The sequence below is a fragment of the Streptomyces sp. NPDC017202 genome, assembly GCF_044331705.1.
In the GTDB taxonomy this organism is placed as follows: domain Bacteria; phylum Actinomycetota; class Actinomycetes; order Streptomycetales; family Streptomycetaceae; genus Streptomyces.
Genome location: NZ_JBIRNP010000001.1, coordinates 320,908 through 344,721, shown reverse-complemented (window position 1 = coordinate 344,721; position 23,814 = coordinate 320,908). Strand labels below are relative to the sequence as shown.

Genomic DNA, 23,814 nt, shown 5'->3' with positions numbered 1-23,814 from the left:
CAGCGCGGGACACCCCGGCGGCTCGGCTCCGCATACCTCGACGGTGCCCGTGCGGCGGCGGCGCCGACGCACGTGAGCCGGTCACGTCCCGTCGGGGCAGTCCGGCTGGCCACGGTGTCCGGTGGCTCACGGTTGCGGGTCAGCGCCGGAATTGCACCGGCTTTCCCCCGTACGGGTGTGATGACGACGGGGCCACTGTACTCGGCCGTAGGAAAGGCCCTGAGGGCCGCCCGTGAGGACGGGCGGACGGCGGAAGGAGCGGTGGTGCGAGCGGTGGCGGGCCCTGGGGGAGCGGTGGCGGGCCCCGGGGGAGCGCTACTCCCGCGCCCCCGGCTCCGGCACGTCGATCAGGCGGCAGGCCGTCTCGATGTCGCTGCGGACCTGGGCGATGGAGGCGCGGCCCGAGAGCCAGGCGATGAGGGCCGAGTGCCAGGTGTGTTCGATGACGCGGACCGCGGAGAGCTGGTACGGGGTGGGGTCGGCCAGGCCCGTCGCGTCGAGGATGATCGCGGTGGTCTGGCGGGAGACCTGGTCGACCTCGGGCGAGACGCTGCGGTCGGCGAAGGTGAGGGCGCGCACCATCGCGTCGGCGAGATGGGGCTCGCGCTGGAGGGCCCGGAAGGCGCGCATCAGGGTCTCGGCGACGCGGGCGGAAGGGGTGTCGCCCGCCGGGGGCTTCTTCCGCAGCGTGCCGTGCAGGCGCTCCAACTGGTCCTGCATGGTGGCGACCAGCAGGTGCACCTTGGACGGGAAGTAGCGGTAGAGCGTGCCCAGGGCCACCTGCGAGGACTCGGCGACCTCCCGCATCTGCACCGCGTCGAACCCGCCCCGGCTCGCCAGCCGCGCGCTCGTGTGCAGGATGCGGCGGCGGCGGGCCTCCTGCCGCTCGGTGAGGGGGGCGGCGGAGGGGCGCCGGACGCTGGTGTCCACCTTGTCCCCCTTGGCTTGCGCAGGCATGGGTCCCGTTCCGTGACGGTCGGTGAGGGCGTGGGATCGCTCAGCGGACACAGGGCGCCGGGCCGTGGCGTGAATCACCTGATCCACTGCTCACAGCGTCCTTACCTGCCGGTAGATTCGGAGCCTCCCGGACGATCAAGTCTGAAACTTGTTCTAGATTAGCGTCCCGTCGTAGTCTCGCGGGACAGTGCAGGCAGAAGGGGGCCCGGAGTGACCGCTGAGGCCAGTCAGGCGGGGTCCCAGGACCTCGCCGCGGACGGCGGGCGACCGCTCGACATCGCGCTCCTCACCTACAAGGGGAACCCGTTCTGCGGCGGCCAGGGCGTCTACGTCCGCCACCTCTCGCGCGAACTGGTCCGGCTCGGCCACCGCGTCGAGGTCATCGGCTCCCAGCCCTACCCGGTCCTCGACGGGGACCACGACGGCCGGCTGTCCCTCACCGAGCTGCCCAGCCTGGACCTCTACCGTCAGCCCGACCCCTTCCGCACCCCGGAGCGCGACGAGTACCGCGACTGGATCGACGCCCTCGAAGTGGCCACGATGTGGACCGGCGGCTTCCCCGAACCGCTGACCTTCTCCCTGCGCGCCCGCCGCCATCTGCGGGCCCGTCGCGGCGAGTTCGACGTCGTGCACGACAACCAGACCCTCGGCTACGGCCTGTTGGGCGACGTCGGCGCACCCCTGGTCACCACCATCCACCACCCCATCACCGTCGACCGGCAGTTGGAGCTGGACGCGGCCGAGGGCTGGAAGCGCCGCGCCTCGGTGCGCCGCTGGTACGCCTTCACCCGCATGCAGAAGCGCGTCGCCCGCCGCCTGCCGTCCGTGCTCACCGTCTCCGGGACCTCCCGCCAGGAGATCGTCGACCACCTCGGGGTCCGCGACGACCGCATCCACGTCGTCCACATCGGCGCCGACACCGACCTGTTCGCGCCCGACCCGTCGGTGCCCGTCGTGCCGGGCCGCATCGTCACGACGTCCAGCGCGGACGTGCCGCTCAAGGGCCTGGTCTTCCTCGTCGAGGCGCTGGCCAAGGTCCGTACCGAGCAGCCGGACGCCCACCTCGTCGTCGTCGGCAAGCGCCCGCAGGAGGGCCCCGTCGCCGCCGCGGTGGAACGCTACGGCCTCCACGGCGCCATCGAGTTCGTCAAGGGCATCTCCGACGCCGAACTCGTCGACCTGGTGCGGTCGGCGGAGGTCGCCTGCGTGCCCTCCCTCTACGAGGGCTTCTCGCTGCCGGCCGCGGAGGCCATGGCGACCGGCACCCCCCTCGTCGCCACCACCGGCGGCGCCACCCCCGAGGTCGCCGGACCGGACGGGGAGACCTGCCTGGCCGTACCGCCGGGCGACGCGGGAGCGCTGGCCGCCGCGCTGGCCCGGCTGCTCGGCGACCCGGCGCTGCGGGCCCGGCTGGGCGCGGCCGGACGCCGGCGGGTGCTGGAGCGGTTCACCTGGGCGCGCGCCGCCGAGGGCACCGTCGAGCGGTACCGCGAGGCCGTCGAACGGGCCGGTGGCGGACGGTCCCGCCCGTCCGGCCCGCGGCCGGCACCCCGCACCTCCGCCCCCGCCTCTCCCTCCGCTTCCGTATCACCCCCCGCATCCCCGCCCGCGGACGTCGTCCCCGACGCCGACGCCGCATCCGATCGCGAAAGCAGGGCCACGTGCTGACCGTCGACTTCTCCCGGTTCCCGCTCGCCCCGGGCGACCGTGTCCTGGACCTCGGCTGCGGGGCGGGACGCCACGCCTTCGAGTGCTACCGGCGCGGTGCCCAGGTCGTCGCGCTGGACCAGAACGGCGAGGAGATCCGCGAGGTCGCCAAGTGGTTCGCGGCGATGAAGGAGGCGGGCGAGGCCCCCGAGGGCGCCACCGCCACCGCGATGGAGGGCGACGCCCTCGCGCTGCCCTTCCCCGACGAGTCCTTCGACGTCGTCATCATCTCCGAGGTGATGGAGCACATCCCCGACGACAAGGGCGTCCTCGCCGAGATGGTGCGGGTCCTGCGGCCCGGCGGCCGCATCGCGATCACCGTTCCGCGCTACGGCCCCGAGAAGGTCTGCTGGACCCTGTCCGACGCCTACCACGAGGTCGAGGGCGGCCACATCCGCATCTACAAGGCGGACGAACTGCTCGCCAAGATCCGTGAGGCCGGCCTGCGGCCCTACGGCAGCCACCACGCCCACGCGCTGCACTCGCCGTACTGGTGGCTGAAGTGCGCGTTCGGCGTCGACAACGACAAGGCGCTGCCGGTGCGGGCGTACCACAAGCTGCTGGTCTGGGACATCATGAAGAAGCCGCTGGCCACCCGGGTCGCCGAACAGGCGCTGAACCCGCTGATCGGCAAGAGCTTCGTGGCGTACGCGACCAAGCCGCACCTGCCCCGGGTGGACGCCAAGTGACGACTCCCCGGACGGAACACCTCGTCCTGCCCGGCGTCCTCACCGCCGAGCAGGCCGTCGAGACCGTCCGCGGCATCCTGGCCGAACAGCGGGAGGACGGCGCGATCCCGTGGTTCCGCGGGCACCACCTCGACCCGTGGGACCACACCGAGGCCGCGATGGCGCTGGACGCGGCGGGCGAGCACGAGGCCGCCGAGCGGGCGTACGAGTGGCTCGCCCGGCACCAGAACGAGGACGGCTCCTGGTACGCGGCCTACGCCGACGGCGACTTCGCCGACGTCACCGACCGCGGCCGGGAGACGAACTTCGTCGCCTACGTCGCCGTCGGCGTCTGGCACCACTACCTGTCCACCGGCGACGACACCTTCCTGGACCGCATGTGGCCGGTCGTCCACGCGGCGGTCGAGTACGTGCTGCGGCTCCAGCAGAGCGGCGGGCAGATCGGCTGGCGCCGCGACGACGACGGCACGCCCACCGCGGACGCGCTGCTGACCGGCTCCTCCTCCGTCCACCACGCGCTGCGCTGCGCCCTGGCCATCGCCGAGCAGCGCGAAGAACCGCAGCCGGACTGGGAGTTGGCGGCGGGCGCGCTGCGGCACGCCATCCGCCGGCACCCCGAGCGGTTCCTGGACAAGACCCGCTACTCCATGGACTGGTACTACCCGGTCCTCGGCGGCGCGCTCACCGGCACGGAGGCCAAGGTCCGCATCGAGGAGATGTGGGACCGGTTCGTCGTGCCGGGGCTCGGCGTGCGCTGCGTCGTACCCAACCCGTGGGTGACCGGCGGGGAGTCGGCCGAACTCGCCCTGGCGCTCTGGGCGGTGGGCGAGTCCGACCGCGCGCTGGAGATCCTCCAGTGGATCCAGCGGCTGCGCGACCCGGAGTCCGGGCTGTACTGGACGGGGTACGTCTTCGAGGACGCGGCCCTGTGGCCGCAGGAGTTGACGACGTGGACCGCCGGATCGCTGCTGCTCGCGGTCGCCGCGCTGGGCGGGCACGAGGCCACCTGCGCGGTGTTCGGCGGCGACCGCCTGCCGACGGGACTGGATCCCGACTGCTGCGGCTGAGACGGTCGCCGACGACGTCTGCCGGAGGTCAGTGGCGGACCCGGTTGGCGATCGCGTGCCCGACGAACAGGTACACGACCGCCGCCAGGCCGTAGCCCGCCACGACCCTCGCCCACGCCTCGTCGAACGTGAACAGGTCGTACGACCAGCCCGCCAGCCACCGGGCCACGTCGTGCACGAACTGCACCAGTTCGTTGCCGCGGTTGGCGTCCAGCAGATACATGACGATCCAGAGGCCCAGGATGAAGGCCATCACGTCGGCGACGACGGCGATGACCGTGCCTGCCGAATGCGCACCGTTACGGTATCGAGGGGACATGCAGTCCGGCTTGCCGCTCGTGACGGGATGAAACACCGCCTGTTCGCGGCTTCCCCGTTCTCCGTTCCGCGCGGGCAGGCATCTTGACGGAGTGTCAGGTGGGCGCAGGGGCGGCCGCACGGCAACGGCCCCCCGCCCGCGAGGGCGAGGGGCCGCAGGACACGGAGTGCGGACGCGGGGTGCGGACCCGGTCAGCCGCGCTGGATGCCGGAGGTGTCCCGCAGCACGCCGCGACGGCCGTCCTGGGTCTGCGCCACCAGCCCCTGGGCGCCCTGCTCGACGGCCAGGTACCAGGTGCCGGGAGCCAGTTCGGCGATCGGCATGGGCGCGCCGTCCTCCGCGTACAGCGGACGCGGCACCGGCACCGCGAACCAGAACGGCGAGAAGTCGGCGGCCGGCGGCTGCGCCGGAGCCGGCTGACCGCCCGCGAACGGCGGCTGGCCCGGCTGCTGACCCTGCTGCGGCTGCCCGCCGAACGGCGACGGCTGCTGCTGCGCACCCGGGTAGCCGTAGCCGCCGGGCGGCTGCGCGCCGTAGGGCAGCGGCGCCGGCGGCTTCGGGGCCGGGACCAGCGCACCCTGGAGGGCCGGGACGAGGGGGGTGGCGACGGCGGCGCCGGCCAGCACGAGCGCCGCGATGAAGCCGAGGATGAGACCGGCCCCCCGCTCCACGTCCGCGCTGCCGAAGGTGTCGCTGAACGCGCCCAGCGGGTCGATGATCGACCAGAACGCCGTCCACGCGGCGAACACCGTCAGCGCGACCCCGAGCTGCCCGAGGTCCAGGCCGACGATCTTGCGCGGCTGGGGCAGCGCGCGGGCGAGGACGATCAGGGCCGCACCGATGATGCCGCCGACGTACATGCTCATCAGCAGACCGAGGTTGTCCCAGGCGGTGGGAATGTCGCCGCCGGAGCCGTCGAACGTGTCCAGGAACGACGCGATGAACAGCAATACCGCTGCTCCGATCACCACGCCGTCGCCTCGAGTGAGGGAGCGGATATTCACTTCAGGTCCTTCGTCAGTCGTCTCGTCGTCGGTACACGCATCGGTAGAGGCGTCGCTGTCACCATGTCGCCGTCAGGCCCGGGTGGGAAGCACGGGGGCGGCCCCTCGTCGTGTGGACGACACTATCGTCCACACGATCGGACTGTCCCCGGGGATCAGCGGGTCGGTCACCGCCCGCGCAGGAAACTCACGATTCCCTCAGAGATCCCCTGCGCCGCCTTCTGCCGCCAGGCACCGCTGGTGAGCAGTGCCGCATCCTTGCTATCGCGCATGTTCCCGCACTCGATGAACACCTTGGGAACCGTTGACAGATTGAGACCGCCCAGGTCCTCACGCGTGACGAGACCGGTGCCGTCGCCGACGTAGTTGGAGGGCGAGGTGTCCGTGGCGTCCGCGAAGTCGCCGGCGATCAGCTCCCCGAGTTCCCGCGAAGGGGCCACGACGGCACGGGTGTCGGCGGCGCCCTCGTGCACCGCGCCCGGCAGGATCACGTGGAAGCCGCGCTGCCCGGCGCCCGCTCCGTCGGCGTGCACCGACACGACGGCGTCCGCGCGGGCCGAGTTGCCGATCCGGGCCCGCTCGTCGACACAGGGCCCGTAGGGCCGGTCGGCGTCCTGCGTCAACTTCACCGTGGCGCCCTGTCGTTCCAGCAGGGCGCGCAGCCGGTGCGCCACGTCGAGAGTGAACGCGGCCTCGCTGTAACCGGAGTCGGTGGCGGTGCCGGTGGTGTCGCACTCCTTCTTGTTGGTGCCGATGTCCACCTGGCGGCTGATCTCGGCCGTGTGCGTGGAGTTGGCGGGGTTGTGTCCCGGGTCGATGACGACGACCTTGCCCGCGAGGCTCCCGGCGCCGCCGGGGGCGGACGCCGTCGGGGACCGCGAGGCCGAGGCGCCCGGCTCGCCGTCCGGGTCACCGCCGGCCGAGGCCGTCCCCCCGGCGCCGGAGGCCGCGACCCGGCCGGGCCCGCCCTCCTGGGACCCGCCCAGCGCCTCCCACGCCAGCCAGCCGAGCAGCGCGCCCGGCACGAGCACGGCGAACAGCACGGTGAGCGTGCGCCGCAGCGGGGAGCGGCGGGGACGCGGGGGATCGAAGTCAGGGCCTACGTAGGACACGCCTGCCACCCTAGGGCCTGCCGTCACCTTCCCGCCCGCCCGCGCGCCCCGGTCCGGGGGTGCCGCCCGCGCCGCCCTTCCCCAAGAGAAGGTCAAGATTTCGTTAGTGTGCCGAAGCATCGGAATAGTTGCTCGTGCATACGAGGTTCAAGCTGCACGTACCCGCACGGCTCAGCCGTCCACCCGTCCACTCCCAGGCCTGGAGGCCTCGCTTCATGACGCACACGTCGACCGACCGGCCCGGACGCAGGGCGGGCGGTGCCGTCGTCCCGGTGCTCGCCTTCGCGGGCATCGTCGTCGCGGTGATGCAGACCCTGCTGGTACCGGTCATCAAGGACCTGCCGCAGCTGCTGGACACCGCCCCCAGCAACGCCACCTGGGTCCTCACCTCGACCCTGCTGTCCGGCGCCGTCGCCACCCCGATCATGGGCCGCCTCGGCGACCTGTACGGCAAGCGGCGCACGCTGATCCTCAGCCTCGCCGTGATGGTCGTCGGCGCCCTGGTCAGCGCCGTCACCAGCGACCTGCTCACCATGATCGTCGGCCGTACCCTCCAGGGCTTCGCGATGGGCGCCATACCGCTCGGCATCGGCCTGATGCGCGACATGCTGCCCCGCGAGAAGCTCGGCTCGGCGATGGCGCTGATGAGCTCCTCCATCGGCGTCGGCGGTGGCCTCGCCCTGCCCGCCGCGGCCCTCGTCGCCCAGCACGCCGACTGGCACACCCTCTTCTACGGCGCCGCCGGTCTCGGCGTCCTCGCCATCGTCCTCACCCTGCTCGTCGTCCCCGAGTCCCCGGCCCGCGCCGAGGGCTCCTTCGACCTGCCGGGCGCGCTCGGCCTCTCCGCCGGCCTCGTCCTGTTCCTGCTGCCGATCACCAAGGGCAGCGACTGGGGCTGGTCCTCGGGCCTCACGCTCGGCCTGTTCGCCGCCTCCGTCGTCGTGCTCCTGCTGTGGGGCCTGATGGAGCTGCGCGTCAAGGCGCCGCTGGTCGACCTGCGCACCAGCGCCCGCCCGGCGGTCCTGTTCACCAACCTCGCCTCGATCATGGTCGGCGTCTCCTTCTACGTCGTCTCCCTCGTCCTGCCCCAGCTCCTCCAGCTGCCCAGGAGCACCGGCTACGGCCTCGGCCAGTCGATGGTCAGCGCCGGCCTCCTGGTGGCACCGCTCGGACTGACGATGATGGTCACCGCGCCGGTCTACGCCCGCCTCTCCGCGAAGTACGGCCCCAAGGTCACCCTGATCCTCGGCCTGCTGATCATCGCGATCGGCTACGGCGCCGGCCTCGGCCTGATGAGCGCCGCCTGGCAGAGCCTCGTCATCGCGGTCGTCCTGGGCGCGGGCATCGGCCTCGCCTACTCCTCGCTGCCCGCGCTGATCGTCGGCGCGGTCCCGGCCTCGGAGACGGGCGCCGCCAACGGCCTCAACACCCTGATGCGGTCCATCGGCACGTCGGTGTCCAGCGCCGTCATCGGCATGGTGCTCGCCAACACCGCGAACGACGTGGGCGGCGTGGCCGTCCCGACCATGCACGGCTTCCGGGTCTCCTTCCTGATCGCCACCGGAGCCGTCGCCGTCGGCCTGCTCCTCGCCCTGTTCCTGCCCCGCCGCACCCCCGCGGCGACGCCGCAGTTGCGTGCCAGCAGCGAGGAGGACGCCAACCTCGCGCACGCCGAAGCGGTCCTGCGGGGCTTCCGGGGCCGGGTCCTGGACGCCGACGGCGCCCCGGTCGCCCACGCCAAGGTCACCCTCATCGACCACCGCGGCCGTCAGGCCGGCGCCACCCTCTCGCAGGCCGACGGCAGCTACGCCGTCGCCGTCCCGGCCCGGGGCTCCTACGTCCTCGCCGCCAGGGCCGGCGGGCACGGCCCCCTCGCGTCCGCCGCGACCCACACCGGCGACGAACGCCCGGTCGACCTGGACCTGGCGCTGCCGGGCGAGACGGTCACCGCCTGACCCGCACCCCCCCGCACCCCCCGTCGCTCCTCCGACGGGGGGTGCGGCACCATGGGCGGGCCCAGACGCACGCACGACCGGAAGGACCCCCGATGCCCGCGGCACCCGAGCCCGAGATCCTGGCCGCGTTCGAGGCCGCCAAGGGGTTCATGCCCCTCGACGAGGGACTCGCGCTGTACGCCGCCGCCGTGGAGGCGTCCGGTCTGGGGCTGCCGCTGCTGGAGGTCGGCACCTACTGCGGCCGTTCGACGATCCTGCTCGCGGACGCCGCCCGGCGGGCCGGGGTCACCGCGCTCACCCTCGACCACCACCGGGGCAGCGAGGAGCAGCAACCGGGCTGGGAGTACCACGACCCGGAGACCGTCGACCCCGAGATCGGTCTGATGGACACCCTGCCCGCCTTCCGCCGCACCCTGCACCGGGCCGGCCTCGAGGAGCACGTGGTGGCGCTGGTCGGCCGGTCCCCGCAGATCGCCGCCTTCTGGAACTCGCCCCTCGGCCTGGTCTTCGTCGACGGCGGCCACACCGACGAGCACGCCGGCTCCGACTACGAGGGCTGGGCCCCGCACGTCGCCGAGGGCGGCCTGCTCGTCATCCACGACGTCTTCCCGGACCCGGCCGACGAGTTCACCGGCCAGGCCCCCTACCGCGTCTACCTGCGCGCCCTGGAGTCCGGCGCCTTCACGGAGGTCTCGGACACCGGCTCCCTGCGCGTCCTGCGCCGGACAGGTCCCGGCTTCTAGGCCCTGTCGTCAAATTCCCGCCTGCCCCGCGGCGCCATGCACGCACTCTCGCCGCACCGGGCCCTGACCCGAGTACGTCCAGTACGAGGATCAGGGCCCGGCACGCCGAGAGCACGCACCTGACGCCGCAGAGCCCGCCCTCCAGGCGGACGGCAGGAATTTGACGACAGGACCTAGGGCCGGCACCCGGCCGGCTCCGTGACCGTGCCCGGCGACTGCGGGGCACGGGCCTCCCGCCGTGTTCGTCCCAGCAGGCGGGCACGGCGCCCGTCGTGTGCGCACCGCTCAGAGCCAGCCCTGGTGGCGCGCCACGCGCATCGCCTCCGCACGGTTGCGGGTGCCCGTCTTGCCGATGGCCGCGGAGAGGTGGTTTCGGACCGTCGACTCCGACAGATGCAGCGTCGCGGCGACATCGGCGACCGTCGCGCCGTCGGCGGACGCCCTGAGGACCTCGCACTCACGGGCCGTCAGCGGGCTGGGCCCCACGCTGAGCGCGGCGGCCGCCAGGGCCGGATCGACCACCGTCTCTCCGGTCAGCACCCGGCGGATCGTGACCGCCAGTTCCTCCACCGGTCCGTCCTTCACGAGGAACCCGGCGGCCCCGGCTTCCATGGCGCGCCGCAGATAGCCCGGCCGGCCGAAGGTGGTGAGGATCAGCACCCGGCAGTCGGGCGCCTGCTCGCGCAGCTCGGCGGCGGCGTCCAGGCCGCTCATGCCGGGCAGTTCGATGTCGAGGAGGGCGACGTCCGGACGGTGCAGGAGGACGGCGTCCACGATCGCGTCCCCGGTGCCCACCTGCGCCACCACCTCCATGTCCGGCTCCAGCCCCAGCAGCAGGGCCAGCGCCCCGCGCATCATGCCCTGGTCCTCCGCGAGCAGGACCCTGATGGACTTGGCCGGGCGATGGTCACGGGGCATCTCGTTCACGGCTTCAGCGTAGGTCCGGCGGGCCCGGACGGCACCGCCCCCGCCACCGGCTCCACCGGGGAAGAGGCCGCGCCCGCCCCGCTCCGGTACGGCCGCGGCCCACCGGCAGCCCCTCCCGCCCCGCCGGGCTGCCGAGCGCCCCCTCGGTCCGGCGCCCCACAGGGCTGCCCGGCACCGGCGTGCCCCGCCGCCCCGTGTGCCCGCCGGGCGTCCCCGGGTTCCGCCGCCCCGTGGGCCGGCGGCGCGTCCGACGGGAGTTCCGCCGTGACCGTGAAGCCGCCGTCCGGGCCCGGGCCCGCCGTCAGGGAGCCGCCCGCCGCCGCGAGGCGCTCGCGCAGGCCGGTCAGACCGGTGCCGCAGCCCACCGCGCACGAGTGGGCGCCCGTGCCGGGACCGTCCGGACCGGGACCGCCGGTACCGGAGCCGCCCGCACCCCTGCCGCCCGCGCCCGTGCCGTCGTCGGTGACCGTCAGCCGCGCTCGCTCCGCCGTGCCCGACACGGTGATCTCGCAGCGCCCGGCCCCGCTGTGGCGGACCACGTTGGTGACCGCCTCGCGCACCACCCAGCCCAGCAGGGCGGCCGTCCGCGGGGACGGTGGGGGGCCCGACCGGTCGACCACCGGCTCGACGCCCGCCGCCGTCAGGACCGAACGGGCCCGGTCCAGTTCGGTGGCGAGACTGCCCTCGCGGTACCCGGTGACCGCCTCGCGGATCTCCGTCAGCGCCTGGCGGCCCACCGCCTCTATGTCCATGACCTGGGCGAGGGCCGCGTCGAGATCGCGCTCCGCGAGCCGCCGGACCGCCTCCGACTTCACCACGATCACCGACAGGGTGTGCCCGAGCAGGTCGTGCAGATCGCGGGAGAACCGCAGCCGCTCCTCCTCGACCGCCCGCCGGGCCAGTTCCTCGCGGGCGGCCCGCAACTGCCGTACCGCCTCGGCCAGGGACAGGATCGCCGCCGTCACCATCGTCGACAGGAGGGTGCCGTAGGCGACGTTCACCGCGTCGCTCCAGCCGTTGCGGTACACGGCGGCGGCGCCGGCGGCCAGCGCCAGTCCGACGCCGACCGGCCCCAGCCAGGGCCCTCGCGTGCTCGCGCCGACGGCCAGCCCCAGCAAGGGGAAGAAGCTCAGCCAGCTGCCGCCGTAGCCGAGCGCCAGAGCGCAGGTGACGAGCGCCATGAGCACCAGGGCCAGCCGTGTCGAGAGCGCCTTCCGCTTCTCCCGGACGAAACTGCGGAACACGACATAGATGTAGAGGGAGTTGAAGGTCAGCACTCCGAGGCCGCCGATCCACGGGTTGGCCTCGCCCTGAAGGAGGTTCGAGAAGGCGCCCATGCCGAGCAGCAGCCACGGCAGCAGGGAGTAGCCGGACGGCGGCGGGCCCGGATGATCCGGCACCTCGCCCGTCCTGCGCCACTCCCGCATCGCCTCCCGGTCACGGGCGCGCTCGGCCTTGTGCCGCACGTGCTCCTGCCACCGACAGGCCACCCACTGCTTCCCGCGCATCCCGGTCCCCCTTCTCGTCCCTCTTCGTCGTCCCTCCGCGGGTCCTCGCCCACCGCTTTGACGCTACGCACCCACCCCGGCCCGCGGACAGATGCGGTTGTACCGACCTGGGCAGGACAAATGTCCCGGTGCGCCGAACCGGCACGTCGAACCGGCACGCCGAACCGACGTGCCGTCAGCATCCTTCACGCCTGCCGGGATCCTTCACGCCTGCCGGGCGCCGGGCTATACAGAGGGCGCCGGACCGGAACGCCTTCCGGACCCGCCCGTGACGACCCCCGGTGCGGCCGACGGCGCGGACGGTCGCGCCGAGGTCCCGAGACCCGCCAGGAGCCCCGTGCCCATCGACGCAGCCAAGGCGCTCGCCGCCGCACCCCGGACCGGCGAGATCGCCTGGGACCGCAAGGACGTCCTGCTCTACCACCTCGGCATCGGCGCCGGCGTCCCCGCCACCGACCCCGGCGAACTGCGCTACACGCTGGAGTCCCGGCTGCACGTCCTGCCGAGCTTCGCCACCGTCGCGGGCGGCGGCCCACCCGGCGTGACCGGCGGACTGTCCCTGCCCGGCGTCGACGTCGACCTCGCCCGCGTCCTGCACGGCGGCCAGTCGCTCACCCTGCACCGCCCGCTGCCCGCCGAGGGCACCGCCACCGCCGCCGACCGCATCACCGCCGTCCACGACAAGGGCGAGGCCGCCGTGCTCGTCATGCGCACCGAGGTCACCGACGCGAACGGGCCGCTGTGGACGAACGAGGCCCGGATCTTCGTCCGGGGCGAGGGCGGCTGGGGCGGCGACCGGGGCCCCTCGGCCCGGCCCGACCCGCCGGCCGGCGACCCCGACCGCACCGTCGAACGGCACCTCCGCGAGGACCAGGCCCTCCTCTACCGCCTCTCCGGCGACTGGAACCCGCTGCACGCCGACCCCGCCTTCGCGAAGGCGTCCGGCTTCGACCGGCCCGTCCTGCACGGCCTGTGCACCTACGGGGTGACCCTCAAGGCGGTCGTCGACACCCTGCTCGACGGGGACGTGACGCGGGTGCGCGCCTACACCACCCGGTTCGCCGGGGTGGTCTTCCCGGGGGAGACCCTCCGCATCCGCATGTGGCGCGGTGAGGGGACGGTCCGGGTCACCGCGAGCGCCGTGGAGCGGGGCGACGCGCCCGTGCTCACCGACACGGTCGTCGAACACCGCTGAACCGGCCGACGTCCGGGAGGGAGGACCCGGAAGGACTCGGAGGTACCCGGAGGTACCCGGAGGGACCCGGGAGGACCCGGGAGGACCCGGAGGGACCCGGGAGGGCCCGGGAGGACCCGGGAGGACCCGGGAGGCCCCGGGAGGCCCGAGGGGGGAACACGCCCGCGTGACGCAGGTGCGGGCGCCGCGGCGGAAGGGGTGACGAGAACAGCTGTGGGCCCGGCCCGCCGAACGGCGGACCGGGCCCACAGGCGTGACCGTCAGACAGCGGCGTCGGCCTTCTCCTCGGCCGGCTTGCGGTGCCGGCCGAGGGGAGCGGACTCGCCGTCGTGGGACGAGACCGGACCCCGGTGCCTGCCGTGACCGGTCCCCTCCTGCGTGTCGGTGGACCACGGCTGCATCGTGCTTGTGTCGCTCATCGGAAGTGTTCACCCCGTCAACATGATCTTTTTCAGCCGGGAGAGCTTATCCGGCGGCCCTCGGGGTGGATCCAGGCGGCCACGCCGACCGCCGCTACTTCGTTACAAGCCCGGCCAGGGGCGCCTGTTGGAGCGGTACGGGCCGGGGCGCGACAGGTTCCGGAGGTTCCGGTTCCAGGGTCTCGGCGACGGCGTCCGGGACACCCTCGGCGGTACCGCCCGGGCGCTGCTCCGCACGCCCGGCCGACGCCCCCGCCGGCTCCTCCGTGCGCGCGGCCGGCACCGCCACCCGCGCGACCCCACAGGGCTCCCCCTCCGCCGCGTACGGCAGCCGCAGCACTCCGTCCTCCGTCCACAGGCCGCTGCCGGTCAGCCAGCCCCGCGGCGCCGCGAACTCGCGCAACCGCCGGTCCGCCGGACGCCACACCCCGACCCAGCTCCCGAAGGGGCCGTCGACGCGCAGCGCCACCGCACAGTTCTCCGGCACGAGCACCTGCCCCGGCTGGACCGCGAACGGCGTCAGCGCGCGGCCGGCGAGCCGCAGCGACCGGGGGAAACGCACCGGCAGGGTGCTGCCCAGCACCCCCCAGCCGAGCTGGGGCTCACCGGGCGACGGCGCGTCCGAGCTGATCAGGAGCAGTCCGCTGTCCGGGGCGGCGAGCAGCAGCCGGTCGTCGCTGCCGGCGGTGATCTGGAGCAGCGGGGACACCTCGCCGCCCCGCTCCAGGTCCACCACGACCGTCTTGGTGCGGCCCTCGGCCTCGCGGTCCAGGGCCAGCATGCGGCCGGTCCGGTCCAGCCACACCCCGCCCGAGCAGCGGCCCGGGATCTCGGCGAGCCGCTCGGGGCCGGAGGCGCCGCCCGCCACCAGCCACAGCGCCGTCGAACGCCGGCCCACGGCGACGGCGTACGCCCGCCGCCCGTCCGGCGCCGGGGGCAGCAGCCGCAAGGCGGTGTCCCCGTCCGGGCACGCGACCGCGCCCAGCGGGAGCTCACCCGTGCCGGGGCCGGTCGGGTACAGCAGGGAGAAGGTGTGCCGCCCCTGCGACAGCCGGCGGATCAGGACCCGCCCGTCGGCCATCGGCTGCACCTCCGTGCCGGGCTCCTCCGGCTGGTGGGCGGGCAGCGGTACGGCGTACGGCTCGGGGCCGTCCAGTGTCCAGCGCTCCGGGAACCAGGAATCGCCGTCGCGGGCTAGACGTGCGGCGTAGGTGCCGTCCGCCGTGATCGCGCAGGGCGCGTGCGGCGTCGGGTCGTCGTCCCCGGTCTCCGCGGTGGCTTCGATCGCACAGACCGTCATCGTTCGGTCACCTCCGGCGACGAAGCTAGTTTTCGTACGCGCGGGCGGGGCGTCGGCGGGCGGGGACTTCGCTCGTACGAGTGGCGCAGAAGCGATTCTGCTCCGGGTGTCGTGGGGGATGTGCAGGGGCTTGGGGCGATGTGTCCCCACCGGGCGCCCGCCGGCCGCCCGCCGACCGGCGGCGGTACGGGGGCGCGGGGCGGCCAGGTAGCCTTTCCCCGTGCCCCGTCTGTCTGAAGTCATCGCCGCGCTGGAGAACCTGTGGCCCGCCGAGCGGGCCGAGTCCTGGGACGCGGTCGGCACCGTCGTGGGCGAACCCGGTCAGGACGTCGGGCGGGTCCTCTTCGCCGTCGACCCCGTCCAGGAGATCGTCGACGAGGCGGTGGAGCTGGGCGCCGACCTGATCGTCACCCATCACCCGCTCTACCTCCGCGGGACGACGACCGTCGCGGCCTCCACCTTCAAGGGCCGTGTCGTGCACACCCTCATCAAGCACGACATCGCCCTGCACGTCGCCCACACCAACGCCGACACCGCCGACCCCGGTGTCAGCGACGCCCTCGCCGGCGCCCTCGACCTGCGCGTCGTAGGACCCCTCGTGCCCGACCCCGGCGACCCCGAGGGGCGCCGCGGCCTCGGCCGGATCTGCGAACTCGACCACCCGCTCACCGTCCGCGAGTTCGCCGCCCGCGCCGCCGAGCGGCTGCCCGCCACCGTGCAGGGCGTCCGGGTGGCGGGCGACCCGGACGCAGTCGTACGGACCGTCGCGGTCAGCGGCGGGTCCGGCGACAGCCTCTTCGACCACGTCCGCGCCGCGGGCGTCGACGCCTTCCTCACCGCGGACCTGCGCCACCACCCGGTGTCCGAGGCCCGCGAGCACGGCGCCCACGGCGCCCACGCACCTCTCGTGCTGCTCGACGCGGCGCACTGGGCCACCGAGTGGCCCTGGTGCGAGCTGGCCGCAGCCCAGCTCGACGAGATCTCCGACCGCCACGGCTGGGGTCTGCGGGTCCACGTCTCGAAGACGGTCACCGACCCCTGGACCAGCCGATTCCCTTCACCTGGAGCCCCCAACTGAACGCCGCGCCCGCCGACCAGATCCGACTCCTCGACGTCCAGGACCTCGACGTCCGCCTCCAGCAGCTCGCGCACAGGCGCCGCTCGCTGCCCGAGCACGCCGAGATCGAGTCGCTGACCAAGGACCTCACGCAGCTGCGCGACCTCCTGGTGGCCGCGCAGACGGAGGAGAGCGACACCGCCCGCGAGCAGACCAAGGCCGAGCAGGACGTCGACCAGGTCCGCCAGCGCGCCGCCCGCGACCAGCAGCGCCTCGGCTCCGGCGCCGTCACCTCCCCGAAGGACCTGGAGAACCTCCAGCGCGAGATCGTCTCCCTCGCCAAGCGCCAGGGCGACCTCGAGGACGTCGTCCTGGAGGTCATGGAACGCCGCGAGGCCGCCCAGGAGCGGGCCGCCGAGCTGACCGAGCGCGTCGGCTCCGTCCAGGGCCGGATCGACGACGCCACCGCCCGCCGCGACGCCGCGTTCGAGACGATCGACGGCGAGATCGCCTCCGTGACCAAGGAGCGCGAGGTCATCGCCGCCACCGTCCCCGCCGACCTGCTCAAGCTCTACGACAAGCTGCGCGAGCAGCAGGGCGGCGTCGGCGCGGCCAAGCTCTACCAGCGCACCTGCCAGGGCTGCCGCCAGGAGCTGGCGATCACCGACATCAACGACATCCGCAAGGCCGCCCCCGACACCGTCGTACGGTGCGAGAACTGCCGCCGGATCCTGGTGCGGACCTCCGAGTCCGGCCTGTAGGGGCGGGCGGGGTGCGGGAGTTCATCGTCGAGGCCGACGGAGGGTCCCGGGGCAACCCGGGGCCCGCGGGCTACGGCAGCGTGGTCATCGACGCGGCGACGGGGGAGACCCTCGTCGAGCGGGCCGAGTACATCGGCGTCGCCACCAACAACGTCGCCGAGTACCGGGGGCTGCTGGCCGGCCTGCGCGCCGCACGCGAACTGGACCCCGCCGCCCCGGTGCGCGTCCGCATGGACTCCAAGCTCGTCGTCGAGCAGATGTCGGGCCGCTGGAAGATCAAGCACCCCGACATGAAGCCCCTGGCCGCGGAGGCCGCCCGGATCCACCCACCGGGTCAGGTCACCTACGAGTGGATCCCCCGGGAACAGAACAAGCACGCGGACCGTCTGGCCAACGAGGCGATGGACGCCGGCAAGCGGGGCGAGCAGTGGGACGCCGGGGCGTCCAGGGCGGCGCTCGCCACCCCTGCCGGCCGGTCCCGGACCGCCCCGGCCGACCTCCCGCCCCCGGGGCCGCCCGGAGACGCGGCCGTCGGCGCGGCGAGGGCCCGCCAGGCCCTGGCGAGGGGACGTACGGCCGGTGCCGCGACCCCTGCCGAGGGGGCGGACGGGGCAGTGGCCGGCACGGGGGACGCGGCGAGGCCCTCGCCCTCCGCCGGGCAGTCCGGCGACGCGACCGCGGCCGACAACGCCCTCCCCGTCACCACCCCTGCCGGCGCGGACCGCCGCGCCGCCCGCACCCTCGCCTCCGCCTCCACCGCGGCCGCTGCCACTCCGGCTGCCGCTGCCGCTGCCGGGCAGGCGCAGCCCTCCGTCGGCTGGGGTTCCGCCCCCGACCTCGGGGCGCCCGCCACCCTCGTCCTGCTCCGGCACGGCGAGACGCCGCTCACGCCCGAGAAGCGGTTCTCCGGGAGCGGGGGGAGCGATCCCGCGCTCTCGGCCGTCGGGCGGGAGCAGGCCGAGCGGGTCGCGGCGGCGCTGGCCCGGCGGGGCACGGTCCAGCACATCGTCGCCTCGCCGCTCGCGCGGACGCGGGAGACCGCCGCGGCCGTCGCGGCCCGCCTGGGGCTGGAGGTCGTCGTCGACGACGGGCTGCGCGAGACGGACTTCGGCGCCTGGGAGGGGCTCACCTTCGGTGAGGTCCGCGAGCGGCACCCCGACGACCTGAACGCCTGGCTGGCCGACCCGGAGGCCGAACCGACCGGCGGCGGCGAGAGCTTCGCGGCGACGGCGACCCGGATCGCCGCCACCCGCGACCGGCTGGTCGCGGCGTACGCGGGGCGCACGGTCCTGCTGGTCACCCACGTGACCCCGATCAAGACCCTGGTCCGGCTCGCCCTGGGCGCCCCGCCCGAGGCGCTGTTCCGGATGGAGCTGTCGGCGGCCTCCCTGTCGGTCGTCGCGTACTACGCGGACGGCAACGCCAGCGTCCGCCTCCTCAACGACACGTCCCACCTGCGCGGGTGAGCCGCGAGGCGGCCCGCGCCAGGTCCGTCACCCGCGTCCAGTCCCGCGCCGCCACCGCGTCCGCCGGTACCATCCAACTGCCGCCGACACAGACGACGTTGGGCAGGGACAGGTACTCCGCGGCGTTGTCGGGGCCGATGCCGCCGGTCGGGCAGAAGCGGGCCTGCGGCAACGGGCCGGCCAGCGACCGCAGGTAGGGCGTACCGCCCGCCGCCTGCGCGGGGAAGAACTTCATCTCCCGCACCCCGCGTTCCAGCAGCGCCACGACCTCCGAGGTGGTCGACACCCCGGGCAGGAAGGGCAGCCCGGACGCCCGCATCGCCGTCAGGAGCGCGTCCGTCCAGCCGGGGCTCACGAGGAACCGCGCCCCGGCCGCCCGGCAGTCCGTCACCTGTTCCGGCGTGAGCACCGTCCCGGCCCCCACCACCGCGTCCGGCACCGCGCCGGCGATCTCGCGGATCGCGTCGAGGGCGGCCGGGGTGCGCAGGGTCACCTCGATCGCCGGCAGCCCGCCCGCGACCAGCGCACGGGCCAGCGGCACCGCGTCGACGACGTCCGCCACGACCACCACGGGCACGACGGGGGCGAGATCCAGTACCGAGGCAGCCGAAGGGGAGGGCGGGGGTGAGGTCATGTGCCTCATCCTGCCCTCGGCGTGCACTCCACGCAAAGGTCGTTGCACATGGCGCAACGGAACCGTTCGGTGTCAGTGGACCTCGTCCACCAGCACGTCCAGCGTCCAGACCGCCCCCGCCCGCGCGGGCGCCCGCTCCTCCACCGTGTGACCGAGGTCCCGCAGCGCCACCACCAGGGCGGCCGGGTCCTCGGGGGCGATGCCCGCCGTCAGCAGGCTCCGCACGATCCGGCCCTTCGTCGCCTTGTTGAAGTGGCTGACGACCTTCCGGGTCGGCGCGTGCAGCACCCGCACGCTCGCCGTCCGCGCGGCCACCTCCCCCTTCGGCTTCCACGCCGCCGCGTACGCCGCCGACCGCAGGTCCAGCACCAGCCCGTCCCCGGCCGCCTCGGGCAGCACCTGGGCCATCGGCGCCCGCCAGTGCGCGCCCAGCGCCCCCAGCCCCGGCAGCCGCACCCCCATCGAGCAGCGGTACGACGGGATGCGGTCCGTCACCCGCACGGCACCCCACAGCCCCGAGAACACCAGCAGCGAACGAGCCGCCCGCCGCCGGGCGGCCGCGTCGAGCGACGCCAGGCCGAGGGCGTCGTACAGCACGCCCGTGTAGACCTCCCCGGCCGGCCGCGTGCCCGCGGTGCGCAGCCCGGCGTTCTTCGCGATCTCGCCCCGCAGCCCCTCGCTCAGCCCGAGCACCTCGCGCGCCTTCTCCTCGTCCCCGGCGCACAGCTCGACCAGCTCGTCCAGCACCGCCTCCCGCGCGGCGGCGAGCCCCGGCAGCGACAGCGACTCCGGCTTCAGCGGGGCGCCACGGCCGGGGGCGGCCTTTCCTTCGGACGGGGGCAGCAGGACCAGCACGCGCGTTTCTCCTTCGGACAGAACTCCACGCCAGCGTAAGGGGTGCCGGTTCACGTCCCCGCGGGGTCGAGCGAGCGGTGTCCCGGCGGTGGCGGTGCTCCTGTGCCACGATCGGGGGAACGGTTCCCGATCCCACGGACAGGTGATCCACCGATGCCCCAGTCTGGCGAGCGACCGAAGGAGGGGCGTGACGTGACTGCCATGGCCCACGAGCCGCTCACGCAGGAAGAGGTCCTGCTGGAGGGCTTCCTCGCCCTGGACACCCCGGAAGGCTTCCGGGCGGAACTCGTCGAGGGGGAGATCGTTGTGACACCGCCGCCGGACGGGGATCACGAGGACTGCATCGGGTTGATCGTGACCCAGGTGATCAGAAAGTCCCGAACCGACATGCAGTTCTCCGGGAACAAGGGGCTGAAGCTGGGGAAAGCGGAAGGCTGTCCCAAGGACCACGTGATCCCGGACGGGACGTTCGCTCCCGAGGTGCTGAGGCTCTACCGGGGTGCCGATCCCTGGATGCCCTGCCAGGGCGTTGTGATGGTCCTGGAGGTGACCTCCACCAAACCGAAGGCCGACCGCGAGGTCAAACGACGCTGCTACGCCCGTGCCGGCATCCCGCACTACCTTCTCGTCGATCGTGACTCCTCCGAGGTCACGCTCCTCAGCGACCCGGGCCAGGAGGATTACCGCAAACGCTCCACCGTCCCCTTCGGCAAGCCCCTCACCCTCCCCGAGCCCTTCGGCTTCGATCTGGAGACCGCGGACTTCCTCTGAGCCGTGGCCCGGTAGCATGGTCCACACGGCAGACGAGCCGGGCGGACGGCCGCGTGAAGCCCCCAGGGCCTCCCGAGGAACGTCCGGGCTCCACAGGGCAGGGTGATGGCTAACGGCCACCCGGGGTGACCCGCGGGACAGTGCCACAGAAAACAGACCGCCCGGCGCTTCGGCACCGGGTAAGGGTGAAACGGTGGTGTAAGAGACCACCAGTGCCCAGGGCGACCTGGGCAGCTAGGTAAACCCCACCCGGAGCAAGGTCAAAAGGAGCGCCGTGAAACGCGCTCTGCGCGGACGTTGGAGGGCTGCCCGCCCGAGTCCGCGGGTAGACCGCACGAGGCCGGCGGCAACGCCGGTCCTAGATGGATGGCCGTCTCCCCGGCCGCCGCGAGGCGACCGGGCGACAGAACCCGGCGTACAGCCCGACTCGTCTGCCGCTGCCTGCGGCTTTGCCTCGGGAAGGGCCTCCGACCTGCGTCGGAGGCCCTTCCCGGTCTTTCGGGGGCTTGCCGCGTCACGCGGCGGAAAGTCCCTGGGAAGTCCCTGGTGCAGGGGTGCAGGGGTGCAGGGGTGCAGGGGTGCGGGGGACTCCCCTGACCTGGGCCGGATCACCGTTCCGTCGGCCTTGGTGCGGTGCTCTGCGATCGTGGCGTGAGGCAGGAAGCGGGTCCGCTGCGGTGTGGGCCCGAAGGCGGCGGGTCGCACGCTCCCCTGTACGAGCACCCCGCGTGTACGAGCACCCCGCGTGTACGAGCACCCCGCGGTGCTGGAGGCGGCGGTGGTTGCCGGGCCCGGGCGCCGGGGCCGACGCGGTCGTGGTCGTGCGGGACCCGTGGGCTCCGGACGAGCTGCCGGGCTTGCCGGCCGGGCGGTTCAAGCCGCGCGAGCGGCCCGAGCGGTTCCGCGCCCGGCCGGGCCCGTCCCGCGGGGTGACCGGCAAGGTGCCCGAGGCCGTGGTCAGGCGGCAACCCGGACCTGGTCGAGGGGGCGGGTCCGCGGACCCGCCCCCTCAACCAGGTCCTTCCGGCGGCTACTCCAGGTTCTTGGCCTGCGGGGCCGACGGCGAGTCGTCCGCCGAGGGCTCGGGCTCCGCGTCCGGGCCGGCGTCCATACCGGGCATCATCCCCGGCATGGGCGCGTTCGCGGCGGGCCGGACGAGGAGGACCACCAGCGCGAGCGCGACGACCGTGAACCCCACCGCGACCAGGAAGCCGGCCGAGGCGCCCTTGGCCAGGACGTGCGCCGGGTCGCCCGTCGCCCCGTTCGTCGCCGCGCCGTACACGGTGATGATGACCGCCAGGCTCAGCGAGCCGCCCATCTGCTGCGTCGCGTTGAGCAGGCCCGAAGCGGCCCCCGTGTCCTCCATCTCCACGTCGGACACGCCGACCATGGTCATCGGCATGAACACCATGCCCGCCCCGAACCCGTACAGCAGCATGGGACCGAGCAGGTCGCTGAGGTAGGCGCTGTCGGCGGAGATGGCTGACAGCCAGATGAGCGAGCCCGTGATCAAGAGCGTCCCGGCCACCAGCGGCAGGCGTTGTCCGATCTTGGGGATGAGCTGCATCATCACGCCGGAGACGACGATGATCGAGACGCTGAGCGGCAGGAAGGCCAGGCCGGTCTTGAGCGGGCTGTAGCTCAGCACGTTCTGGAAGAAGAGGGTCAGGAAGAAGAACATCCCGATCAGGGAACCCATCATCGCCACCCCGAGGGCGTAGATGCCCGAGCGGTTGCGGCTGGCGAACAGGCGCAGCGGGATGATCGGCTGCGGGGTGCGGCTTTCGATGAAGACGAACGCCACCAGCAGGACCACGGCCCCGATGAACGAGCCGATCGTGGTGGCCTCCCGCCAGCCGCTGTCGGAGGCGTGGATGAAGCCGTACACGAGCAGGGCGACGCCCCCGGTGGAGGTGATCGCGCCGCCGACGTCGAAGCGGCCCTCGCTCCGCGGCGTCCTGCCGATGAACAGGGGCGCGGCCAGGGCCAGGGCGACGCCGATGGGCACGTTGACCAGCAGGACCCAGCGCCAGGAGGCCCACTCGGTGAGCAACCCGCCCGCCACCAGGCCGATCGCGCCGCCCGCGCCCGATACGCCGGCGAACACCGCGAACGCCCGGTTGCGCTCCCGCTCGGTCGGGAAGCCGGTGGCGATCAGGGACAGCACCGTCGGTACGACGATGGCGGCCCCGGCGCCCTGGATGACGCGCATGCCCAGCAGCCATCCGGAGTTCTGGGCGAGGCCGCCGAGCAGGGACCCCAGCGTGAACAGCAGGATCCCGCCGATGAAGGCCGGGCGGCGGCCGAGGAGGTCACCGATCCGGCCGCCGAGCAGCAGCAGCCCGCCGAACGCGAGGGTGTAGGCGTTGACCACCCACGACAGGTTCTGCGTGGAGAACCCCAGGGACGTCTGCACGCTGGGGAGCGCTACGTTCACGATGGTGGCGTCGAGGATTACCATGAGCTGGGCCATGGCGATGACAACCAGCATGAGGCCGGTGCGATGCGCTAGCCGGGGCGGGCTCGCCGGGGCTGCGACTGCGGGGGTGCTAACAGCCATTTGGTAGCCTTATCAGGGAAATGTCGAGGAAGCTTTAAGGAACTGTAGCGTTCACTGTTTGGTACTCTAGCAGTGGCAAGTAGGGAACGCAATCGTTCATACGCGGTCTGCTGGGCGGGCCGTCCGGGAAGTGGGGATGCCGTGTCCGGAGCAGGATTGGCTGCCGACGCCGCGGTCGAAGGCCAGGGCCCGCCCAGGAAGGCGGCGGCCAGCCGCCGACGGGGTGAGGACCTGGAGCGCGCCATCTACTCGGCGGTGATCACCCAGCTCGAGGCCGTCGGCTATGCCAGGCTGACCATGGACCGGGTGGCGGCCGATGCCCGGACGGGCAAGGCGGCGCTCTACCGGCGCTGGCCCAGCAAGGCCGAGCTCGTGGTCGACACGCTCGACTACGCCCTGCCCGCGCCCGAGGACGCGCCCGACGAGGGCAACGTCCGCGACGACCTGGTCGAGCACATGCGGCAGAAGGCGGAGGTCCTCAACTCCCCGGTCGGCCGCGCGATGCAGAGCCTGCTGGCCGAGATCGACCGGGACGGGCCGATGGTCCGCCTGGTGCAGGAGCGCGTCTTCCAGCCCCGGCAGAACGTCTTCCAGCTGATCCTGGAGCGCGGGGTGCGGCGCGGCGAGATCCGTTCCGGCCGGCTCAGCCCGTTGGTCGCCGAACTCGGGCCCGCCATGCTGGTGCAGCGCTTCCTCGGCGACTCGTCCCCGGTTCCCGACGACTACCTGGTGGCCGTGGTGGACGAGCTGATCATGCCCATCGTCCGCCCGTAGCCGCCAGGACCGGCCTCACCGCCCACACCCTCCG

General features: G+C 73.7%; 22 protein-coding genes, 1 other RNA gene and 1 riboswitch. Of the genes, 12 read left to right on the top strand and 11 right to left on the bottom strand.

Features of this window, described 5'->3' with window-relative positions; all coding sequences use genetic code 11:
* Nucleotides 1–72: 72 nt before the first annotated feature.
* Nucleotides 73–206: riboswitch (cobalamin riboswitch) on the bottom strand.
* Nucleotides 207–315: 109 nt separating this feature from the next.
* Nucleotides 316–957, bottom strand: coding sequence for a TetR family transcriptional regulator (locus ACH4N1_RS01400; protein WP_398093664.1), 642 nt, complete (start codon nucleotides 955–957; stop codon nucleotides 316–318).
* A 210-nt stretch (nucleotides 958–1,167) separates the two neighbouring features.
* Here ACH4N1_RS01400 and ACH4N1_RS01395 point away from each other — a divergent pair, with 210 nt between their 5' ends.
* Genes ACH4N1_RS01395 through ACH4N1_RS01385 form a run of 3 tightly spaced genes read left to right on the top strand, consistent with a single transcriptional unit; the run spans nucleotide 1,168 to nucleotide 4,420 of the window.
* A complete protein-coding gene (locus tag ACH4N1_RS01395; protein WP_398093662.1) occupies nucleotides 1,168–2,625 on the top strand; it encodes a glycosyltransferase family 4 protein in 1,458 nt (485 codons plus the stop codon).
* Nucleotides 2,619–3,353, top strand: coding sequence for a class I SAM-dependent methyltransferase (locus tag ACH4N1_RS01390; RefSeq protein WP_398093661.1), 735 nt, complete (start codon nucleotides 2,619–2,621; stop codon nucleotides 3,351–3,353). The genes ACH4N1_RS01395 and ACH4N1_RS01390 overlap by 7 nt, the downstream gene beginning before the upstream one ends.
* Entirely contained in the window at nucleotides 3,350–4,420 is a 1,071-nt protein-coding gene (locus ACH4N1_RS01385) for a prenyltransferase/squalene oxidase repeat-containing protein (RefSeq protein WP_398093660.1), read from the top strand. Before ACH4N1_RS01390 ends, ACH4N1_RS01385 begins: the two co-directional genes overlap by 4 nt.
* 28 nt (nucleotides 4,421–4,448) lie before the next feature.
* Here ACH4N1_RS01385 and ACH4N1_RS01380 read toward each other — a convergent pair whose 3' ends face one another.
* From ACH4N1_RS01380 to ACH4N1_RS01370, 3 genes are all read right to left on the bottom strand, one after another.
* Nucleotides 4,449–4,739 (bottom strand): hypothetical protein, encoded by a 291-nt coding sequence (locus tag ACH4N1_RS01380; RefSeq protein ID WP_366060135.1) that lies wholly within the window; start codon nucleotides 4,737–4,739, stop codon nucleotides 4,449–4,451.
* 191 nt (nucleotides 4,740–4,930) lie between these two features.
* Nucleotides 4,931–5,743: a hypothetical protein gene (locus ACH4N1_RS01375; protein ID WP_398093659.1), complete on the bottom strand. Its 813-nt coding sequence runs from the start codon at nucleotides 5,741–5,743 to the stop codon at nucleotides 4,931–4,933.
* Between the two features lie 167 nt (nucleotides 5,744–5,910).
* Complete coding sequence (locus ACH4N1_RS01370; RefSeq protein WP_398093658.1) at nucleotides 5,911–6,855, bottom strand: N-acetylmuramoyl-L-alanine amidase; 945 nt, start codon at nucleotides 6,853–6,855, stop codon at nucleotides 5,911–5,913.
* 215 nt (nucleotides 6,856–7,070) lie between these two features.
* Here ACH4N1_RS01370 and ACH4N1_RS01365 point away from each other — a divergent pair, with 215 nt between their 5' ends.
* Nucleotides 7,071–8,810: an MFS transporter gene (locus ACH4N1_RS01365; protein WP_398093656.1), complete on the top strand. Its 1,740-nt coding sequence runs from the start codon at nucleotides 7,071–7,073 to the stop codon at nucleotides 8,808–8,810.
* A gap of 92 nt (nucleotides 8,811–8,902) precedes the next feature.
* Nucleotides 8,903–9,553: a class I SAM-dependent methyltransferase gene (locus ACH4N1_RS01360; protein WP_398093654.1), complete on the top strand. Its 651-nt coding sequence runs from the start codon at nucleotides 8,903–8,905 to the stop codon at nucleotides 9,551–9,553.
* Between the two features lie 285 nt (nucleotides 9,554–9,838).
* Here ACH4N1_RS01360 and ACH4N1_RS01355 read toward each other — a convergent pair whose 3' ends face one another.
* Entirely contained in the window at nucleotides 9,839–10,471 is a 633-nt protein-coding gene (locus ACH4N1_RS01355; protein ID WP_398094382.1) for a response regulator, read from the bottom strand.
* A 5-nt stretch (nucleotides 10,472–10,476) separates the two neighbouring features.
* The gene (locus ACH4N1_RS01350) at nucleotides 10,477–11,988 is read right to left on the bottom strand and encodes a sensor histidine kinase (protein ID WP_398093652.1); all 1,512 of its coding nucleotides are present in this window, start codon (nucleotides 11,986–11,988) and stop codon (nucleotides 10,477–10,479) included.
* 337 nt (nucleotides 11,989–12,325) lie between these two features.
* Here ACH4N1_RS01350 and ACH4N1_RS01345 point away from each other — a divergent pair, with 337 nt between their 5' ends.
* Entirely contained in the window at nucleotides 12,326–13,183 is an 858-nt protein-coding gene (locus ACH4N1_RS01345; protein ID WP_398093651.1) for a MaoC/PaaZ C-terminal domain-containing protein, read from the top strand.
* Between the two features lie 260 nt (nucleotides 13,184–13,443).
* On the opposite strand, the gene ACH4N1_RS01340 is transcribed toward ACH4N1_RS01345, so the two are convergent.
* Together ACH4N1_RS01340 and ACH4N1_RS01335 are read right to left on the bottom strand one after the other, a co-directional pair.
* Complete coding sequence (locus tag ACH4N1_RS01340; RefSeq protein ID WP_398093650.1) at nucleotides 13,444–13,602, bottom strand: hypothetical protein; 159 nt, start codon at nucleotides 13,600–13,602, stop codon at nucleotides 13,444–13,446.
* Between the two features lie 94 nt (nucleotides 13,603–13,696).
* Entirely contained in the window at nucleotides 13,697–14,902 is a 1,206-nt protein-coding gene (locus ACH4N1_RS01335) for a hypothetical protein (RefSeq protein WP_398093649.1), read from the bottom strand.
* Between the two features lie 220 nt (nucleotides 14,903–15,122).
* On the opposite strand from ACH4N1_RS01335, the gene ACH4N1_RS01330 reads away from it, so the two are divergent.
* From ACH4N1_RS01330 to ACH4N1_RS01320, 3 genes are read left to right on the top strand one after another with little or no spacing between them, the layout of a single operon-like run.
* Nucleotides 15,123–15,980, top strand: coding sequence for a Nif3-like dinuclear metal center hexameric protein (locus ACH4N1_RS01330; protein ID WP_398093647.1), 858 nt, complete (start codon nucleotides 15,123–15,125; stop codon nucleotides 15,978–15,980).
* On the top strand, nucleotides 15,977–16,720 hold the full coding sequence (locus tag ACH4N1_RS01325; RefSeq protein WP_398094380.1) for a zinc ribbon domain-containing protein: 744 nt from the start codon (nucleotides 15,977–15,979) through the stop codon (nucleotides 16,718–16,720). Before ACH4N1_RS01330 ends, ACH4N1_RS01325 begins: the two co-directional genes overlap by 4 nt.
* Before the next feature lie 11 nt (nucleotides 16,721–16,731).
* Nucleotides 16,732–18,186, top strand: coding sequence for a bifunctional RNase H/acid phosphatase (locus tag ACH4N1_RS01320; protein WP_398093645.1), 1,455 nt, complete (start codon nucleotides 16,732–16,734; stop codon nucleotides 18,184–18,186).
* Here ACH4N1_RS01320 and eda read toward each other — a convergent pair.
* Both eda and yaaA read right to left on the bottom strand, forming a co-directional pair.
* Nucleotides 18,158–18,820 (bottom strand): bifunctional 4-hydroxy-2-oxoglutarate aldolase/2-dehydro-3-deoxy-phosphogluconate aldolase, encoded by a 663-nt coding sequence (eda, locus tag ACH4N1_RS01315; RefSeq protein WP_398093643.1) that lies wholly within the window; start codon nucleotides 18,818–18,820, stop codon nucleotides 18,158–18,160. The genes ACH4N1_RS01320 and eda overlap by 29 nt on opposite strands.
* 72 nt (nucleotides 18,821–18,892) lie before the next feature.
* A complete protein-coding gene (gene yaaA, locus ACH4N1_RS01310) occupies nucleotides 18,893–19,675 on the bottom strand; it encodes a peroxide stress protein YaaA (protein WP_398093642.1) in 783 nt (260 codons plus the stop codon).
* Nucleotides 19,676–19,876: 201 nt separating this feature from the next.
* Between yaaA and ACH4N1_RS01305 the strand changes: the two genes are divergently transcribed.
* On the top strand, nucleotides 19,877–20,446 hold the full coding sequence (locus tag ACH4N1_RS01305; RefSeq protein WP_398094379.1) for a Uma2 family endonuclease: 570 nt from the start codon (nucleotides 19,877–19,879) through the stop codon (nucleotides 20,444–20,446).
* Nucleotides 20,447–20,479: 33 nt separating this feature from the next.
* Nucleotides 20,480–20,880: RNase P RNA component class A (rnpB, locus tag ACH4N1_RS01300), an RNA gene on the top strand.
* A gap of 596 nt (nucleotides 20,881–21,476) precedes the next feature.
* Here rnpB and ACH4N1_RS01295 read toward each other — a convergent pair.
* Nucleotides 21,477–23,006: an MFS transporter gene (locus tag ACH4N1_RS01295; RefSeq protein WP_398093641.1), complete on the bottom strand. Its 1,530-nt coding sequence runs from the start codon at nucleotides 23,004–23,006 to the stop codon at nucleotides 21,477–21,479.
* 156 nt (nucleotides 23,007–23,162) lie between these two features.
* Here ACH4N1_RS01295 and ACH4N1_RS01290 point away from each other — a divergent pair, with 156 nt between their 5' ends.
* Nucleotides 23,163–23,780, top strand: coding sequence for a TetR/AcrR family transcriptional regulator (locus ACH4N1_RS01290; RefSeq protein ID WP_398093640.1), 618 nt, complete (start codon nucleotides 23,163–23,165; stop codon nucleotides 23,778–23,780).
* Nucleotides 23,781–23,814: the final 34 nt, after the last annotated feature.